The 16,160-nt window shown below is 37.8% G+C and carries 17 protein-coding genes, 1 tRNA gene and 1 other RNA gene; 14 read left to right on the top strand and 5 right to left on the bottom strand.

Translation table 11 applies throughout. The annotated features are described in order from the left end of the window. Positions 1-41: 41 nt before the first annotated feature. Together EVJ47_07235 and EVJ47_07230 are read left to right on the top strand one after the other, a co-directional pair. The gene (locus EVJ47_07235) at positions 42-1,253 is read left to right on the top strand and encodes a methionyl-tRNA formyltransferase (protein ID RZD14021.1); all 1,212 of its coding nucleotides are present in this window, start codon (positions 42-44) and stop codon (positions 1,251-1,253) included. A 13-nt stretch (positions 1,254-1,266) separates the two neighbouring features. Beyond that, positions 1,267-2,028, top strand: a complete 762-nt coding sequence (locus EVJ47_07230) for a DUF116 domain-containing protein (GenBank protein RZD14020.1) — start codon at positions 1,267-1,269, stop codon at positions 2,026-2,028. Positions 2,029-2,040: 12 nt separating this feature from the next. Here the strand turns inward: EVJ47_07230 and EVJ47_07225 are convergent, their stop codons facing one another. From EVJ47_07225 to ffs, 4 genes are all read right to left on the bottom strand, one after another. Then, positions 2,041-3,327 carry a phenylacetate--CoA ligase gene (locus EVJ47_07225; GenBank protein RZD14195.1) on the bottom strand — a complete coding sequence of 429 codons (1,287 nt, stop codon included), beginning with the start codon at positions 3,325-3,327 and terminating at the stop codon, positions 2,041-2,043. 43 nt (positions 3,328-3,370) lie between these two features. Next, complete coding sequence (locus EVJ47_07220) at positions 3,371-3,955, bottom strand: indolepyruvate oxidoreductase subunit beta (protein ID RZD14019.1); 585 nt, start codon at positions 3,953-3,955, stop codon at positions 3,371-3,373. 18 nt (positions 3,956-3,973) lie between these two features. Further along, positions 3,974-5,842 carry an indolepyruvate ferredoxin oxidoreductase subunit alpha gene (locus EVJ47_07215; GenBank protein ID RZD14194.1) on the bottom strand — a complete coding sequence of 623 codons (1,869 nt, stop codon included), beginning with the start codon at positions 5,840-5,842 and terminating at the stop codon, positions 3,974-3,976. Between the two features lie 106 nt (positions 5,843-5,948). Then, an RNA gene (ffs, locus tag EVJ47_07210) (signal recognition particle sRNA small type) lies at positions 5,949-6,042 on the bottom strand. Between the two features lie 85 nt (positions 6,043-6,127). On the opposite strand from ffs, the gene EVJ47_07205 reads away from it, so the two are divergent. Beyond that, positions 6,128-6,367 carry a hypothetical protein gene (locus tag EVJ47_07205; GenBank protein ID RZD14018.1) on the top strand — a complete coding sequence of 80 codons (240 nt, stop codon included), beginning with the start codon at positions 6,128-6,130 and terminating at the stop codon, positions 6,365-6,367. 7 nt (positions 6,368-6,374) lie between these two features. Here EVJ47_07205 and EVJ47_07200 read toward each other — a convergent pair whose 3' ends face one another. Further along, on the bottom strand, positions 6,375-6,632 hold the full coding sequence (locus tag EVJ47_07200) for a ferritin (GenBank protein ID RZD14017.1): 258 nt from the start codon (positions 6,630-6,632) through the stop codon (positions 6,375-6,377). Between the two features lie 187 nt (positions 6,633-6,819). Here EVJ47_07200 and EVJ47_07195 point away from each other — a divergent pair, with 187 nt between their 5' ends. The 11 genes from EVJ47_07195 (at position 6,820) to EVJ47_07145 (ending at position 16,134) form a co-directional block, all read left to right on the top strand. Beyond that, positions 6,820-7,311 (top strand): universal stress protein, encoded by a 492-nt coding sequence (locus EVJ47_07195; GenBank protein RZD14016.1) that lies wholly within the window; start codon positions 6,820-6,822, stop codon positions 7,309-7,311. Between the two features lie 42 nt (positions 7,312-7,353). After that, positions 7,354-9,444, top strand: coding sequence for a hypothetical protein (locus EVJ47_07190; protein ID RZD14015.1), 2,091 nt, complete (start codon positions 7,354-7,356; stop codon positions 9,442-9,444). Positions 9,445-9,544: 100 nt separating this feature from the next. Further along, entirely contained in the window at positions 9,545-10,252 is a 708-nt protein-coding gene (locus EVJ47_07185) for a methyl-accepting chemotaxis protein (GenBank protein ID RZD14014.1), read from the top strand. A 37-nt stretch (positions 10,253-10,289) separates the two neighbouring features. Further along, on the top strand, positions 10,290-11,048 hold the full coding sequence (locus EVJ47_07180) for an MBL fold metallo-hydrolase (GenBank protein RZD14013.1): 759 nt from the start codon (positions 10,290-10,292) through the stop codon (positions 11,046-11,048). Positions 11,049-11,125: 77 nt separating this feature from the next. Then, positions 11,126-11,806, top strand: a complete 681-nt coding sequence (gene scpB, locus EVJ47_07175; protein ID RZD14012.1) for an SMC-Scp complex subunit ScpB — start codon at positions 11,126-11,128, stop codon at positions 11,804-11,806. A 187-nt stretch (positions 11,807-11,993) separates the two neighbouring features. Continuing rightward, positions 11,994-12,854 carry a zinc metalloprotease HtpX gene (htpX, locus tag EVJ47_07170; GenBank protein ID RZD14011.1) on the top strand — a complete coding sequence of 287 codons (861 nt, stop codon included), beginning with the start codon at positions 11,994-11,996 and terminating at the stop codon, positions 12,852-12,854. A 9-nt stretch (positions 12,855-12,863) separates the two neighbouring features. Further along, complete coding sequence (locus EVJ47_07165; protein RZD14010.1) at positions 12,864-13,514, top strand: ribulose-phosphate 3-epimerase; 651 nt, start codon at positions 12,864-12,866, stop codon at positions 13,512-13,514. Between the two features lie 10 nt (positions 13,515-13,524). Beyond that, a tRNA-Pro gene (locus EVJ47_07160) sits at positions 13,525-13,601 on the top strand. 148 nt (positions 13,602-13,749) lie between these two features. After that, the gene (locus tag EVJ47_07155; GenBank protein RZD14009.1) at positions 13,750-14,802 is read left to right on the top strand and encodes a site-specific integrase; all 1,053 of its coding nucleotides are present in this window, start codon (positions 13,750-13,752) and stop codon (positions 14,800-14,802) included. Further along, positions 14,771-15,214: a hypothetical protein gene (locus EVJ47_07150; protein RZD14008.1), complete on the top strand. Its 444-nt coding sequence runs from the start codon at positions 14,771-14,773 to the stop codon at positions 15,212-15,214. The genes EVJ47_07155 and EVJ47_07150 overlap by 32 nt, the downstream gene beginning before the upstream one ends. After that, the gene (locus EVJ47_07145; protein ID RZD14007.1) at positions 15,202-16,134 is read left to right on the top strand and encodes a hypothetical protein; all 933 of its coding nucleotides are present in this window, start codon (positions 15,202-15,204) and stop codon (positions 16,132-16,134) included. Before EVJ47_07150 ends, EVJ47_07145 begins: the two co-directional genes overlap by 13 nt. Positions 16,135-16,160 lie beyond the last annotated feature (26 nt).

Here is a 16,160-nt window from a genome sequence, read left to right as displayed (position 1 = left end):
AAATATCGAAATTTGCCGCTATTTTAACTTTGCAGGTATTTATGCCTTCTTTTAATAATCTGAACACGCCCTTGAATGTTGTTTTTATGGGGACGCCGGAGATTGCCTCGGAAGCGCTGCAAAACATTTTAGAACTTTTTAAAACAAATATTCTGGACTTAAAGTGCATTTATACGAAATCACCCGTTTGGGACGGCAAAACAAAGGAAGTTATAAAATCATCCGTAAATATAACTGCAGGTGAGGCAGGTATAAAAGTCAGAACGCCCGAGACCCTAAAAAATAACCAAGATGAAATAGAATTTTTAAAATCGTTAGACCTTGACCTGATAGTTGTCGTAGCATTTGGGCTGATTCTTCCTGACGATATACTGGCTATCCCACAATATGGAGTATTAAATCTTCATCCGTCGCTGCTTCCGGATTTGAGGGGACCAAGCCCTATTCATTATGCAATATTAAAAAGGGTTAAATATAGCGGCGTTTCTATAATGGCTCTCGATAGCGGGATAGATACGGGACCTGTTATAGCTCAAAATAAAGTTTCAATTGGAAAAGACGAATATTATGAAACCCTATATAAAAATCTTTCAAAGGCGGGCGGGGTTCTTTTGGCGGAGGTTATTAAAACTATTTTCAGGGTAAAATTGAATGTTTTTAAGTATGCCTATCCTCAGTCTTCGATAAAAATAAGCAGTATGACCGAGTCAAAACTCATCGATTTAACAGCCCAAAGGTTAGATTTTTTTCGAGGCGGGCCGTTAGAAATTTACTCAAAAATAAGAGCGTTCAGAGAGTCGGGCGGGGCTTTTTTTATGTTTAAGGGTAAAATAGTTAAACTTCTTGAGGCAAAAATCTTGATAAACGGGAAAGAATTTAATAACGAATTTAATGACAATATGAATACGGAAGATATAAATAAGCATGCAGATAAAGATGGGGATATAAATACAAAAGACGGTTTGGATATATATGGCGGATATTCCGGCTATTATGACTATATTGACTATATTGAAAAGGAAAAAAACGGTTTTGAAGAAATTGAGGGACATATTCAAAATTCATTTGAATTAATACAGGCGGCGGTACCCGGCACGGTTATTCTTGCAAATAAGTGCGGTTTTGTTATAAAAACAGTCAAAAAGGGGGTATATTTAAGCCTTCTCAGGCTTAAACCCGAAGGTAAAAGGCTTATGGAATATAAGGATTTCATTAACGGGTACAGGATAAAATCCGGCGATATATTAAAATAATTTAATAATTTCTATGTTTGTAAAATTTATAAAAAAAGAGCATGTTTATTTTTTAAAAATAATATCGGCATCTATTGTAGTATTGCTGATAATATCGGCTTTCCTTTTTTGGGTAATATCCGGCGGAATCGAAAAATTAAGCCCCGATTTACCCCTTTATATATTTTTGTTTTTTGCGGCAATAGTTTTTATTGTTTTAGCCATTTTTTTTATAAGTTTGTCTTTTAAAAAAAATAAAAGCCGATCAGCATTAGTTTATCCTGCAAGATATATTTTAATCAGATTATTATATCCCATGGCCTTTTTTATTACCTCTGTTTTTAGGATTAACAGGGATAAGATGCAAAGTTCTTTTATAGAGATAAATAATTTTTTGCTTTTTTCCTTAAATAAACAAATACTCAAGGATAGAATTCTCATTTTGCTCCCACATTGTTTGCAATTGCATAATTGCAAAGCCAAGATTACCGAGGATGTCCATAATTGCCTTAAATGCGGAAAGTGTAATATAAAAGAACTGGCGTTATTAAGCGATAAAAAAGGTATTTTTATTGCCGTAGCAACGGGCGGAACATTAGCAAGAAGGGTATTGGAGGAAAAAAGGCCGAAGGCCGTGATAGCGGTGGCTTGCGAAAGGGACCTGAGTTCGGGTATTATAGATAGTTTTCCTTTGCCTGTTTACGGGTTGTCCAATATAAGGCCAAACGGGCCATGCAGGGATACGCTCGTAGATGTAAATGCATTATGCGGGTTAATAGAAAAGATAGCGGTATAAAATATATAAATATTATATTTTCTTTCTTAAATCCCTGATTCGTTTGGATTTCCCCTGGCTCCTTTCCAGAGTTTTCGGCGGAACGGCAGTTACTTTAGACCGAATGCCGACCAATTCGTAAATTTTATGTGAAATTTCTTTTGTTAATTCGTCCATTTTGCTTCCACCCATGTTAAAAACCTCCTGTTTCGGCTCGATAATAACATTCATTTTGTCAAGAAGATTGTCGGTGTAAAGTTCGATTAAATAGGCGGGTTCAAGGTAATCGTATCCGAATATTATAGATTCGATTTGGGAAGGGAAAATATTAACCCCTTTTAAGATAATCATATCGTCGGTTCTTCCTTTTATCTTATGCATTCTGACAAAAGACCTTCCGCATCTGCATTTATCTTTATATAAACTCGTTATATCCTTTGTTCTGAATCTTATAAGCGGCATAGCCTGCCTGTTCAGGCTCGTTAAAACTAATTCGCCCTGTTCACCTTCCTTAAGGACTTCGCCAGTTTTTGGATTTATTATTTCGGGAAGAAAGTTATCTTCGTTTATATGGAGACCGTTTTTATATACGCATTCAAAAGCGACTCCGGGACCCAAAAGTTCGCTTAAACCGTATATGTCGTAGGCGTCTATGTTAAGCGAGCTTTCTATATTTTGCCTGAATTCGTTCGACCATGGTTCTGCGCCGAATATCCCCTTTTTTAATTTTATTTTTGATGTATCCTTTATAAATTTATTTATCTCCTCTCCTAAAAAAAGGGCATAAGAAGGGGTACAAAAAAGGGCTGTAGCGCCTATATCTTCCATCATCGTAAACTGTCTCTCCGTAAAACCTGTTGACATTGGAATTATCGTCATTCCAAGCGCTTCGGCCCCGTAATGAAAGCCGAGTCCGCCTGTAAATAATCCGTAACCGTAAGCATTCTGTCCTATATCGTTTTTACCGAGCCCGGCAGCGCATAAAACACGAGCCATAAGATGCGACCATACCCTGATGTCCCGTTTTGTATAACCTGCTATAATGGGTTTTCCCGTAGTTCCGGAGGAAGCATGAATCCTTATCAGGTCTTTTAAAGGGCGGGAAAAAATGCCGAAAGGATAATTGTTTACGAGGTCTATTTTTGCCGTAAACGGCAAGTTTTTAATATCGTCTATATTTTTAATATTATCGATATCGCTTATGTGCTTTATGCCTGCTTCGTTTAATTTGTTTTTGTAAAAATCATTTTTTATGAATACGGTTCTGAGGGTCTCTTTAAGCCTCGCAGTCTGAAGAGTTTTTAACTCAAGGTAATCCATTGTCTCATATTTTTTTTCAAAGTAATTTACCTTGATGTTGTTGTTATTTTTCATTTCTACCCGCTAAAAATGACTTAATATTTATTTCTTCGGTTTTTTTGGGAACATTGTCTTTGATAACTTTAAGCCAGAAATCCTCTTCTATATCGGTAAATTTTGATAAAAGCCCTATTAGTATAATATTGGCAACCTTGATATTTCCTAAAGACATTGCCGTTTCTTTATTATTAACCATAAGCAGTTTATCGAAATTAATTTTTAAAGCCCCGCTAATCTCCGCAATAGAAATCCTGTCATTTTCACGGGCGGATGCCCACAATGGAATCTTACCATAATTTGACGAAATTATTAATGTTTTTTTATCCGCAAAATCTCTGGCATATCTTAAAGTTTCGTAAATATCGAATGAAAGAAGTATATCGGCGCTCTGTCCCGGTATAAGCGGCGAGAATACCTTATCTCCAAATCTTATATGAGTCGAGACGGAACCGCCTCTTTGAGACATGCCGTGAACCTCCGAAGTCTTAACATCGAAGCCTTTCTCGAAAGCGGCGTGGCTGATAATCTTTCCGGCAAGAACCACGCCCTGTCCGCCGATTCCGCATACTAATATATTTTGCGTATCCATAAGTTCAAGGTTCGTTTGTTAAGATTTAATTTCTTCGATAAAGTTAAATATACATATATCTTTGCAAATAGAACAGCCGATGCACGAGCTATCGATAAAAGGAATCGGTTTATTATTATCCAAAAAATTCTCCGAATTAAGGATAGAAGGGCATCCGATTTGCATGCAGAGATCGCATCCGTTGCAACCTTCGAGTATCTTAAATTTTTTACCTAGATCGATTTTGCATGGATATAAAATACACGGCCTTTTTGTGATAATCACATTTAAATTTTTGGAGCTTAGCGCCTTTTTTAAGGTTTTATAAACGGCGTTATAATTATATGGGTCAATGATATATATTTCATCTATTCCAATGCCTTCTACCACTCTTTTTATATCTATTTTGTTAGATACGACTTGACCCGAGGACAGGTTTTTACCGGTTCCGGGATGATCCTGTCCGCCTGTCATTGCGGTTGTCGAATTATCCAAAATAATTGCCGTAAAACAGGCGTTATTGTATTTTGCGTCTATTAGTGAAGTAATACCGGAATGAAAAAATGTAGAATCCCCCATTATGCCTGCAATTTTTTTAGGCGAGGAATTTGATAAAGATAAGCCCTGCGCCGCTCCAAAGGCAAGTCCCATCGATATGCAGCTATCCATTGCATTTAGAGGCGGCAATGCGCCAAGGGTATAACAGCCTATGTCTCCCATAACCGGAACCTTGAGTTTTTTCAGGGCATAAAATACGGAGGTATGCGGGCATCCGCTGCAAAGAGCAGGAAGCCTTTGAGGCAATTTTTCCAAAAGACTGTCAAGTTTGCTCGAGCCGCCTTTTCCCTGCAATTTGTCAGACGATTTATTGTCATATTTTTTAATAAAGCCGGCATTTATAAGCCCTTCTTTTACCATATCAGGCGTGAGTTCTCCAAATCTGTTAAAAATCTCTTTGCCCCTTAAGTTTATGCCTATAGAGGATATTTCGTCTTGTATGAACGGTTCTAATTCCTCGACTATGATGACGCTTTTTACTTTTTTTACAAATTCTTTAATAAGTAAATCGGGTATGGGATAAGAAAAAGAGAGTTTTAAAACGGAGGCGAACGGAGCAATTTCTTTAACATACTGGTATGAAATCCCGCTTGTAATTATTCCAAAATCAAGGCTGTTATATTCGATATTATTAATGCCGGAATTATTTGAAAATTCCTGCAATTTTTTTAGCCTTTCGATCGCGATTTTATGTCTTTTTCTTGCATAAACAGGAGCCATAACAAATTTTTCTATGTCTTTAATGTAGGTTTTTTCTTTTGGTTTCGGATAAGAATTATTTTCGTTTTCTAAATTTGAATTCATGTTCGGCAGGTAAGCCGGCGGGGTACGGACAATACTTTTTGAGTGGGATATTCTTGTAGTCGTTCTGATTATAACGGGCGTATCGAACCTTTCGCTTATTTCAAAAGCCTCACAGGTAAACTCAAAGCATTCATTGCTATCCGAGGGTTCAAACATCGGAACTTTGGCAAATTTTGAATAAAACCTGTTGTCCTGTTCGTTTTGAGAACTGTGCATAGCAGGGTCATCGGCAGTGATAACGGCGATGCCGCCGCGAACTCCCGTTATCGCAAGAGTCATAAGCGGATCCGAAGCTACATTAAGTCCGACATGTTTTGTGGTGAACATAGACCTTTTATAACCGATAGATGCGCCAATCGCTATTTCGAGCGCCGTTTTTTCGTTTATCGACCAGTTAACGATAGCATTGTTAAATCTTGCAAGATAGGGAAGGATTTCGGAACTTGGGGTGCCCGGGTAGCCTGTTGCCACATGAACACCTGCTTTGTAAGCGCCGGCGGCTATTGCTTCGTTGCCTGTGAGAAGGGCGGCGTTAACATTTGCAATTTTGCTTGCTCCGTTTATCGTATCCACCTGAATCCTAATTTCAAAATTCAAAATCGGATATACTTTATGTTATTTTTATGGTATTATAAAAGCCGGATGATGGCAGGGCAATCCGAGAAAACACGCACATTCTAAATCAATACCGTTGCTTTCTCTCGAACCTGGCGGGGTTTTCGATCTTCCTGCCGTATTGTCGGATTACCCATATTTAATATAACATATATTAAAACTTTTTGAAAAGCATTATTTTGATTAATATATTAATCAAAAAATAATAATTTTTTATTGAAAGATCCAAAAAACGACCTGTATGCGTTAAGGCTTGCGAAGGCTAAAAAGAAAGGGGAATATCCAGCGAAGCAGCCGAGACTGGCATATTATTCTTTATATTATTTGATAGACGAAGATAAAGCCGTGGTTGCATCGGAGCCTTACGATTCCGATAGAGGGTGGAGGTGCGTCAACAATTATACATTGTTAAAAATAGATAAAGACCTTAACATTAGAACGGCGGAGATTAATTAAGCCGTGATTAATCGTGATGAAGAAATTTGTCATCCTGAACGGGGTCATTCTTTCTAATGTATTCCATAAGCATTGCCGCATGTTCTTTTTCTTCGTCCCTGTTGTGGGCTAAAATTTTTTTTAATTCCTCGTCCCCGGTAAGTTCGAATCTTTCTTGATACCAGTTAATTGCTTGAAATTCTTCGATTAAAGATTGTCTTGCCATTTCAAGGTTTATTGTTTCTTTCGTTAAATTCGAGTCATGGTAATCTTCGCACATATACATCCCCCATATGCAAATATTGCTGTTATTATTCGGCTTCCGCTCTAACAAGCGGCTCAATTATGTAAAATTGTACCCGATTTTTTCTTAAAAATCAAGTCGGTTAATATTTATGTCGGTTAATATTTAAATAGTTTATTAATATTTTACAATCCTTGAAAAAATTGTTTGAATTAGATAATATTAAAATATGGAAATAGAAAAAAAGGTTCTTGTCGCAATTGATTTAAATTTTGAAACATCTTTTATATTAACGCAAGCCGCTTCATTTTTTAGGGAAAATGCGGCAAAATTTTACATTTTGCATGTAATCTCTTCCGCTCCGTTTTCTATAATAAACAGGAAGGCCAATCTTCAGCTTAAAATGAAAGAAGCGCATGAAGCCGTGGAAGATGGATTAAAAAAGTCGGGTTTATATTATTTAAATTATGAGATTTTTATATCTTACGGTTTCCCCGCATCCGAAATTCTTAATTTTTCGAGGAAAAAAGGGTCGGATTTAATTGCCATTGGAACTCATCAAAAAATAGGCGTTAAGGAATTTATATCGGGTTCGATTTCTTTTTCAGTTGCAAAAAATTCCCTGTGCCCTGTGCTTTTAATCCCGCTTAAAAATTCAATCAAATTAAGCAAAGAAGAGTTGGCTAAAGAACCTGCGGTATCTTTGGTAAATCCCTCATAAACTTTTGCATCGAATAAAATCACGGATATATTTTGGTATTTTATGTTAATTATATACGATTTTAAGACAGGGGTAATCGGCGGCGGCGACCATTTCCGTCTGTATCAAAGACATGCTTTGATAAACACAGACGGAAATATCGAAAAGGCATACGAGGACTTTTTTTCCAAGAGCTTGGAAAATATATTCGAAAACTTTAAATTTAGTTCTAAAAAAAGGGATTTAGATTTAGATAAAAAAGATTTATTAATTTCTTCTAAGATTATTAAAAAATCTTTAGATTTAAGGCAAAAAGAGCCTAAAACTGTCTTTAAAGCCATTGTAAGCGTAAAAGTTAAAAAACTTGAAGCCGGCGCCGGCACGGAGGCGCTTAATATAAATGCCGAAATCGAAGATTTCGTTTTAAATTATTTACTCGAAAATAAGGTAAAAGCAAGGAAGGCAGGTAAAGAGGAAGAAGACTTTTTTTACGGCAAAAAGAATAATATTTTGGAAAACGCAAAATATGCGGATAATATTGCCGGCAAAAATAAGCCCGATGTTTTAATTGCAGGGATGGGTCCTGCCGGAATTTTTGCGGCCGTCTCGTTGGTAAATAACGGAATAAAACCTATTATTATAGAAAAAGGGAAAAGAGTGGAAGATAGAATAAAAGATGTAAACGATTTATGGAGCAATGCAAAGTTCGACGAAAGGAGCAATGCCGTGTTTGGCGAGGGAGGAGCGGGGACATTTTCGGACGGCAAGCTTACGACAAGGAAAAATGATCCGCTGGTGTCCTATATTTTAGATTTTTTAGTAAAAATGGGCGCGAAAAGCGATATTTTGACCGAACATAAGCCTCATCTCGGAAGCGACGAATTAATGCATATTCTTAAAAATATCAGAACCTACCTCATAAAAAACGGGGCAGAGGTCTTTTACGAAGAGGAATTGACGGATATAATTACCAATGCGCCGAAAGGGGATGCAAAACCGTTCGTACTGCATTCGGCTATAACGGATAAACGGGTTTTGAAAGTCGATTTCTTAATTATCGCCTCAGGTTCGAACAGTTACGACACCTATGAGCTGTTAAAAAAAAGCGGGGTCTATATGGAAAAGAAACCGTTTGCTGTCGGGTTCAGAATAGAACATAAAAGGGATTTTATTAATCATTTGTTTTTTAGAGGGAGCAAGGAAGGCAAGGGCGGCAAAAAAGGAAACGGCTTAAACCGCGAAGGGCATAAAAATAAGGAGCTTGAGAGCGTGTATTACAATATAAGTTCAAAAGGTTTCGGCGGATACTCGTTTTGCATGTGCCCGGGTGGACTCGTTATAAACTCGAGTTCCAAGAAAAATCATCTTTGCGTTAACGGGATGAGTTATTCGGGAAGGGATCTCGAAAATTCAAACAGCGCTATCGTAGCAACGGTTAGACCCGAGATGCTGAATTACATGGGTAATTATATGGATAGCGGTCTTCTTTCTTCCGATATGGGCGGGCTGATATTTAGACAAAGCGTGGAAAGCAGGGCTTTCAATGCCGGCGGGGGCAATTTTACGGCGCCGTTTCAACCGACGGCGGATTATATAGGCGGCGTTATCGGTAAGGCTGCGGTCGTTAAAAATAAAGCTGCGGGCGCCGTTTCAACCGGCGGCTTGCTAAATGAAAGCAAAGATTACGGTAACGCGGACGCGGATTTAAATTTTTATAGCGGAGCCGATATTGCAGGTTCGGATTTATTAAATAAATTTAAATTTTTTATTAAAAATTTACCAAAAAATACTTTATCGTTGACTTTGCCGCCAGATAAATTTGCCGGTTTGCCAAAACCGTCTTATCGTCCCGCCGTCAAATATTACGACCTTTTTGATATAATCCCGGATTTTTTAAATATTTTTATAGCAGCTTCTTTAATTGAATTCGAGACGAGATTTAAGGGGTTTATTTCAAACTCCGTTTTAACCGCCGTCGAAGCGGGAACATCGTCCGCCGTCCGCATAAAAAGAGGGGATGATTTCGAGTCGGTCTCCGTAAAGGGTTTATATCCTTGCGGCGAAGGTTCCGGTTATTCCGGAGGGATTATAACAAGCGCGATGGACGGAATAAAATGCTCCATGGCGATAATCGAAAAATGCAAAAATATATAAAAATATATATTGAATTAAAAATAAATATAAATATAATGAATATGTATTAAATTTAGATGGATATAATAATTCTTCAAATTATTTGAAACAAGGAAGCGCTATGAAACTTATATCGGGTAAAGAATATCAAAAATTACTTAGCGAAATTGCCGAACTTAAAAAAAAGAATAATGAACTTAACCTGTCTTTGAGCAAAAAGAACAGTGAAACCGCAGGGGTTATCGATGGTTATAAAAAAGAAATAGAGGCGTTAAAGCTAAAAATTTCTTCGCAGGAAGACGATATAGCGAACAAAGACAACCTTCTTAGCTCATGCGCAAAGGATTCTGAAGAACTTCCTATACTTAATGAAAAATTTAACCGGTTCGTTAAAAATTGCAGGGAGTCTAAAGACAATATGAAAAATTTCGTAGATTCATTAGCCCATATGTATTCAAGCTCATTTTCAACACTTGAAAAGACATATAACGATTCGATCGAACTTTATAAGCTGACGCTTTTTACGGATGAAATACTTAGCACCATTGTTTCGATAACCGACCAAATCAATTTACTGGCACTAAATGCCGCAATCGAAGCCGCGAGGGCAGGGGAAGCGGGCAGGGGGTTTGCGGTTGTTGCGGATGAGGTAAGAAAACTTTCGGAAAAGTCTTCAAGTTCGACAAAGGAAATATCTAATGTTCTATTCGGTATTAGAAAGGTCAGTGCGAAACTTAACGATACTCTCAGGATAGACAGTAAATTAAACGAAGGGCTTACGAAAACTATTAGGAATATAGACAGCAAAGTTTCAGAGATTTGCGTGTGATTTAAGGTAATTTAACTTGAAATAGGTGAGTATATATATGATTTCCGAAATTCTATTTGAATCGCCCAATCATAAGTTTATTTATTTTGGCAAGGACGGCGAAAGACCCGATTACATAATAGATACGAATCAATATTTGCTCATACACGACAAGGTGGCGACAATAATGGATCCCGGCGGCATAGAAATGTTTTCCTCCGTTTCATCCGCTTTTGCCGGCGAAGTCAGAATGTCTGAAGTTAAATACATCTTTTCCTCCCATCAGGACCCCGATGTAATCTCGGCATTGGCTTTATGGCTTTCCATCACTGACTCTAAGGTTATAATAGACAGGATTTGGTCCACATTTATATCGCATTATGGAGCAAGGCCCGAAAATATGATAATGGTCGAAGATACGGGTATGAAGCTGAATATGACAAAGGATTACGCCTTCGAGATAATTCCTGCGCATTACCTGCATTCACCGGGACACTTAAACCTATACGACCCTGTTTCAAAAATACTTTTTACGGGCGACATTGGGGCGGCGCTTGTTCCCAAGGAAGATTTAAAAGGGAAAAGAAAACCGAACATATTTGTTCAGGATTTTGACAATCACACTAAATATATGGAATACTTTCATAAGAGATGGATGCCGTCGAACGAGCCGAAAAAGGTCTGGATAGATAGGATTTCTAAGCTCGATATCGAAATGATAGCGCCGCAGCACGGTCTCATTTTTAAAGGAAAGGAGATGGTTAGCAGATTTTTGACATGGTTCGATTCCCTGAAAGTCGGGCTTTATTCCAAATAACGGAATAGTTTCTTTATGACCCGCAGCCGTTTTTGCCCCGTTAAATTTTATTTACCAGTACTTAGCGAAATTATTATATGATTTTGTTAAATCCTTTAAACGATTATTTTGAAGATATAAATATCCTTGCCTCGGCAGTGGAAGCTATAATATTTACATCCGGCGAATCAATCTCTTTGGAAAGGCTTTACGAAATTTTTGATATAAGTTCTAAAAATAAAAATAAAGGGAAAGAGGAAATCGATAAAAAAAAGAAGGAAATGATTTTAAAAGCAATAGAATTTATAAAAGGCGAATTTAACGAAGGCGGCAGGCACGGGATATATTTATCCGTCAATAACGATAATTACAGTTTTAAGACAAAGCCGGAATATTACGGGATAATTTCCGAATTTTTAAAGGTAAAGCCGCAAAAGTTTACGAAACCGCAATTAGAAACATTATCCATCATAGCGTATAAGCAGCCGATCATTAAAAGCGAAGTTGATACGATAAGAGGGGTAGATTCCGGAAGCATAATAAAATTTTTATTGGAAAAAAATCTTATTAAAGTTGCAGGCAGGAAGGACATTATCGGAAAACCTTTAATTTATAAGACGACCGACCATTTTTTGGAGGTTTTTAGCCTTAAGGATTTGGGCGATTTGCCGTCCGCCTCCGAGATTGAAGATGTTATCGAAAAAAGGGAAAGCATAAATAAAAGGGCGGAAGAAGATGCGGAAGGCGGGGAAGGAGGCGGGCTTTTATTTAAAGATTAATTTAAGTTAGAGATAATTATTTTTTAACAAATCCATAAAATTTTGAGGTATAATGAATTTATAAGGCAAGAATAAACGAGAAATACGGAAAAACGGGTGAGAGCAACACGATTTCAAGCTTAAATCCCCCTGTTTCCGATTTTAGTAATCTGCCAATCGTATAGAGAGAAAATGAGGATTTAATTGTATGAATTATTTTAAAACTTTTGTATTAATGACATTGCTTACCGTTATTCTTATTGCCGCCGGCGGGGTGCTTGGAGGAACACAGGGCATGGTAATAGCTCTAGTTTTTGCGGCTATAATGAATATCGGGACATATTGGTTCAGCGATAAAATGGTTTTATCCATGTACCACGCCACCCCCGTTACGGAGGCGGAACAGCCGGAGCTTTATTCGATAGTCAGAAATCTTGCGGTAAGGGGGAATATCCCGATGCCGAAGGTTTACATAGTCGATGAAGATACCCCGAACGCGTTTGCCACCGGTAGAAACCCACAGCATGCCGCCGTCTGCGTTACGACAGGCATTATGAGAATTTTAAACAATAACGAATTATCGGGCGTTATCGGACACGAATTAACCCATGTAAAAAACAGGGATATACTGATAAGCTCTATTGCGGCTACCGTTGCCGGCGCGATTAGCATGCTTGCATGGATGGCCGAATGGGGGGCGATGTTTACCGGTTTTGGGGGAAGGAGCAACGACAGGGAAGGCAATATTGTCGGTTTAATCGTAATGGCAATACTTGCCCCTTTAATTGCCACATTGATTCAACTTGCAATCTCGAGACAGAGGGAATACGCGGCCGATAAAGGCGGGGCAGCGTTAAGCGGCAATCCGCTTTACTTAGCAAGCGCATTAAACAAATTAGAAGCAGGAAATGAGGAAGAGCCTATGCCCGCAAATCAGATGACTCACGCTACAGCGCATATGTTTATAATAAATCCGCTTAGAAGCGGCGCCTTTAAAAGCCTGTTCAGCACACATCCCGCAACGGAAGACAGGATTGAAAAGCTGAAGGAAATGGCAAGAGGGGTTTAATAAAAAATAATGAAAAAAATAGCGCCATCTATTCTTTCGGGTAATTTATTAAATTTGGCAGCCGAACTTGAATTAATAAAAGAAGCGGGCGCCGATTTAATACACATCGATATTATGGACGGTATATTTGTTCCAAATATAACCGCCGGATGGGATCTTGTCGGCGCAATAAAATCGGAAACCGATATTCCCTTAGATGTTCATTTGATGATTGATAAACCTGAAAGATATATAGACGAGTTTGTTAAGAGCGGTGCGGATATTTTGACGATACATCAGGAAGGTTGTATTCATTTGCACAGGGCTGTCGAAAAAATCAGGGAATTGGGCGCAAGCCCAGGGGTTGCGATAAATCCGTCCACGCCTATTGCGGCTTTGGACGAGATATTGGATTATATAGATTTGGTTTTAATTATGTCCGTAAATCCGGGTTTTAGCGGACAGGAATTTATATACTCGTCTTTATTTAAGATAGAAAATATGCGTAAAATCATATCGCGGCGCGAATTAGAAACACAGGTAGAGGTTGACGGCGGCATAAAGGTTATTAATATTGCCGATGTTTCTAATTCGGGAGCAAATATCATCGTCAGCGGTTCAGGTATATTTAAAACCGATGATTACAAAAGGACAATTATGGAAATGAAGGAAAAAATTTAGTTTTTATTTTCGGGACGTAGCGCAGCTCGGTAGCGCACTTGCTTCGGGAGCAAGGGGTCGCTGGTTCAAATCCAGTCGTCCCGACCATTAAAAACCGCAGTAAATAAGCCTTTTCTATAAATTTCCTCTTGACTAAAATATGAATTAAGATGTAAAATTATGTATGAAAATGAGGCAAAATGCAAAAGTTTTCCTACTTATTTACTACCATTACTACCTTTAAGAGGAGTAGAAAATGGCTTCTATTTACCGAAAGAAAGGCAATGATATCTGGTATTACTGTATAACCTACGGCGGCAAAAAATACCAGGGAACAACTAAAACTACCGATAAGCAATCAGCAAAACTAATTGCAGAGGCAAAGCAAACCGATATAGCACGGGAAAAGAACGATTTACCTGTTTTAAAAAAGACGGTAGTAAATTTTACTACCGCATGGGATAGGTATATAAAGGCTGATTCGTCGAGCAGCAGCAATATAAAGAACAAAAAATATTTATCTATTCATTTCCTTTCTGTTTTTAAGAATAAGGACATTAAAGATATAACCGTTAGCGATATCGAAAATTACCGCCTTCAGCGAAAAGTCGAAACGGAAAACTTACCCAAAAACACTGATAAAAAAGAATCCCAAATTAGTTTCAGGACCGTCAACCGAGAAATATCCATACTTCACCATTTCTTTGAATACTGTATAAAAAATGGAATGGTTGATAAGAACCCCGCTGCTGGTCATAAAAAACTTAGGGAAGGGAAACGAGATATATATCTGTCTAAAGAGGAACAGGAGCGGTTGATAGCGGTTGCTTCTCCTCATGTGAAATTGTTTATCGGATTTTCAACTTTAACCGGTTTTAGAAAATCTGACGTCCTTGGCCTGAAATGGGATGACGTAAACCTGGAAGACAAGGTTATCCGGGTATGGATAAATAAGACGAGGGAATGGAAGATATATCCCCTTTCAACTGCGGCAACAAACGTCCTCAAGAACATAAAGAAGGACTGCGAATATGTTTTCAGTTATAAGGGCAAACGTCTTAATGATATAAAGCGCTCTTTTAAAACGTCCGTCCGCAGGGCGGGTTTATCAGGAAAGGAAGGGCTTACTCCTCATGCCTGCCGCCACATCTTCGTAACCCGCCTAACAGAGGCAGGGGTAGAGTCCAAATTTATCAGGGACGCCGCCGGGCATATGTCCGAGAAAATGTCGGAAAGATATAAGCATTTAAGCCCTAATGCTCTCAGGGCAAAGTTGGATGAAGCATTTAGCGGGGATAAAAAGGTATGATAAAAACGCAAAGCAAGTCCATCGGACTCGCCTCCGGTTTCCGTCGCCTGTCCCTCTAAGGCGGGACGAACTTGTCTTTCAGTGGCTTTGGATTAAATTTATTTTAAAACTTTTTAAAATTTTTGTCAAAATTATGTCAACCAATTCATTTTCTAAAGATTTTTTCAATATAAAGGGAAAAAATGCGGAGGAACTGATTCATGAATTAGCGACAAAATCCTTTTTTATAGACTGGTGCTTTCCTAATCCAAAATTACCTGACAACAAAGAATTATGTGATTTATTGGTAATTTTCGACGATATTGCAATAATTTTTCAAATTAAAAACCTAAAACTTAAAAACGGTAAATATAATAAGTCTGAAGTAAAAAAGAATATAAAGCAACTTTCAGAAGACAGTTGTTTGATTTAAAAACATCCGTAAATTTAGCGAATTCCCGCAGAAGACCAGAGTTATTTGATCCTTCAGCGATTAAAAAAATATTTCTCATATCTGTTCTCGTGGGGGAAGGAGAGGATTTTTCTAATTTTATGGATGAAGTCAAAAACAATTCGGTTCATGTTTTTACTAGTGATTTTGCGAAAATTGTTTTTAAAGAATTAGATACTATCAAAGATTTTGCCGATTATTTGCAGGAAAAAGAAAACTTAATAAATAACAAACAATATATGATTATCCAAGGAGGGGAAGAAGAGTTACTTGCCTACTACCTTGCAAACGAAAGAACGTTTCAGGGAATTGAAAAATCAGACTTTGTTCATTTTACCGGCGGTTCATGGGAAAGTTTTAAGAGTGAAGAGAGATATAAAGCCAAAAAAGAGGCCGACAAAATAAGTTATGGATGGGATAGCCTTATAGAAAAGGCCCATGAAGGTTCAGAAAAATACGAACTCGTCGCGCGGGAGCTGGCTAGACCCAGCAGATTGCAAAGGCGCTCCCTTTCTAAAATGTTTTACGATGCACAGGTTTTTGCTCATAACAAAATTAACGATAAAATAAATATAATACGCAGGGTAGTCTCCCCTGATAATTCCGACACCACTTATTGTTTCGTCTTCATTGATAACTTTGAATCGATAGGCAAGGAAGCTATAGAAAACCTATTATTCAGCACGTGTCATGTTGCAAGGGGAATTTACAAAAAACCAAAGGTTTTAGGAATCGCTACGGAAGGTAAATTCAATCGTATGGTTTCTTACGACTTTTGCTATACATATCAAGCTGATTGGAATGAACAAGACCAGAAAATCATGGAGCAACTACAACAGAAATACGGTATCCTTACAAATATAAAAACTGGGAATCTTATCGAATGCGAATATCCTATATAAATATCATCATATTTTATCCTGCCTAT

Origin of the sequence: Candidatus Acidulodesulfobacterium ferriphilum, from assembly GCA_004195035.1 — a bacterium.
In the GTDB taxonomy this organism is placed as follows: Bacteria; SZUA-79; SZUA-79; order Acidulodesulfobacterales; family Acidulodesulfobacteraceae; genus Acidulodesulfobacterium; species Acidulodesulfobacterium ferriphilum.
Note: the sequence above shows the minus strand (reverse complement) of the source record. Positions and strands in the feature narration are given on the sequence as shown.

What these genes read in the sequence shown, in the direction of transcription:
- EVJ47_07185 (RZD14014.1), top strand. Translation starts at nt 9,545, where the DNA reads ATGAAACTTATATCGGGTAAAGAATATCAAAAATTACTTAGCGAAATT.
- EVJ47_07180 (RZD14013.1), top strand. Translation starts at nt 10,290, where the DNA reads ATGATTTCCGAAATTCTATTTGAATCGCCCAATCATAAGTTTATTTAT.
- scpB (RZD14012.1), top strand. Translation starts at nt 11,126, where the DNA reads ATGATTTTGTTAAATCCTTTAAACGATTATTTTGAAGATATAAATATC.
- EVJ47_07190 (RZD14015.1), top strand. Translation starts at nt 7,354, where the DNA reads ATGTTAATTATATACGATTTTAAGACAGGGGTAATCGGCGGCGGCGAC.
- EVJ47_07225 (RZD14195.1), bottom strand. Translation starts at nt 3,327, where the DNA reads ATGGATTACCTTGAGTTAAAAACTCTTCAGACTGCGAGGCTTAAAGAG.
- EVJ47_07200 (RZD14017.1), bottom strand. Translation starts at nt 6,632, where the DNA reads ATGTATATGTGCGAAGATTACCATGACTCGAATTTAACGAAAGAAACA.
- EVJ47_07220 (RZD14019.1), bottom strand. Translation starts at nt 3,955, where the DNA reads ATGGATACGCAAAATATATTAGTATGCGGAATCGGCGGACAGGGCGTG.
- EVJ47_07165 (RZD14010.1), top strand. Translation starts at nt 12,864, where the DNA reads ATGAAAAAAATAGCGCCATCTATTCTTTCGGGTAATTTATTAAATTTG.
- EVJ47_07235 (RZD14021.1), top strand. Translation starts at nt 42, where the DNA reads ATGCCTTCTTTTAATAATCTGAACACGCCCTTGAATGTTGTTTTTATG.
- EVJ47_07230 (RZD14020.1), top strand. Translation starts at nt 1,267, where the DNA reads ATGTTTGTAAAATTTATAAAAAAAGAGCATGTTTATTTTTTAAAAATA.
- EVJ47_07195 (RZD14016.1), top strand. Translation starts at nt 6,820, where the DNA reads ATGGAAATAGAAAAAAAGGTTCTTGTCGCAATTGATTTAAATTTTGAA.
- EVJ47_07155 (RZD14009.1), top strand. Translation starts at nt 13,750, where the DNA reads ATGGCTTCTATTTACCGAAAGAAAGGCAATGATATCTGGTATTACTGT.
- htpX (RZD14011.1), top strand. Translation starts at nt 11,994, where the DNA reads ATGAATTATTTTAAAACTTTTGTATTAATGACATTGCTTACCGTTATT.
- EVJ47_07150 (RZD14008.1), top strand. Translation starts at nt 14,771, where the DNA reads ATGAAGCATTTAGCGGGGATAAAAAGGTATGATAAAAACGCAAAGCAA.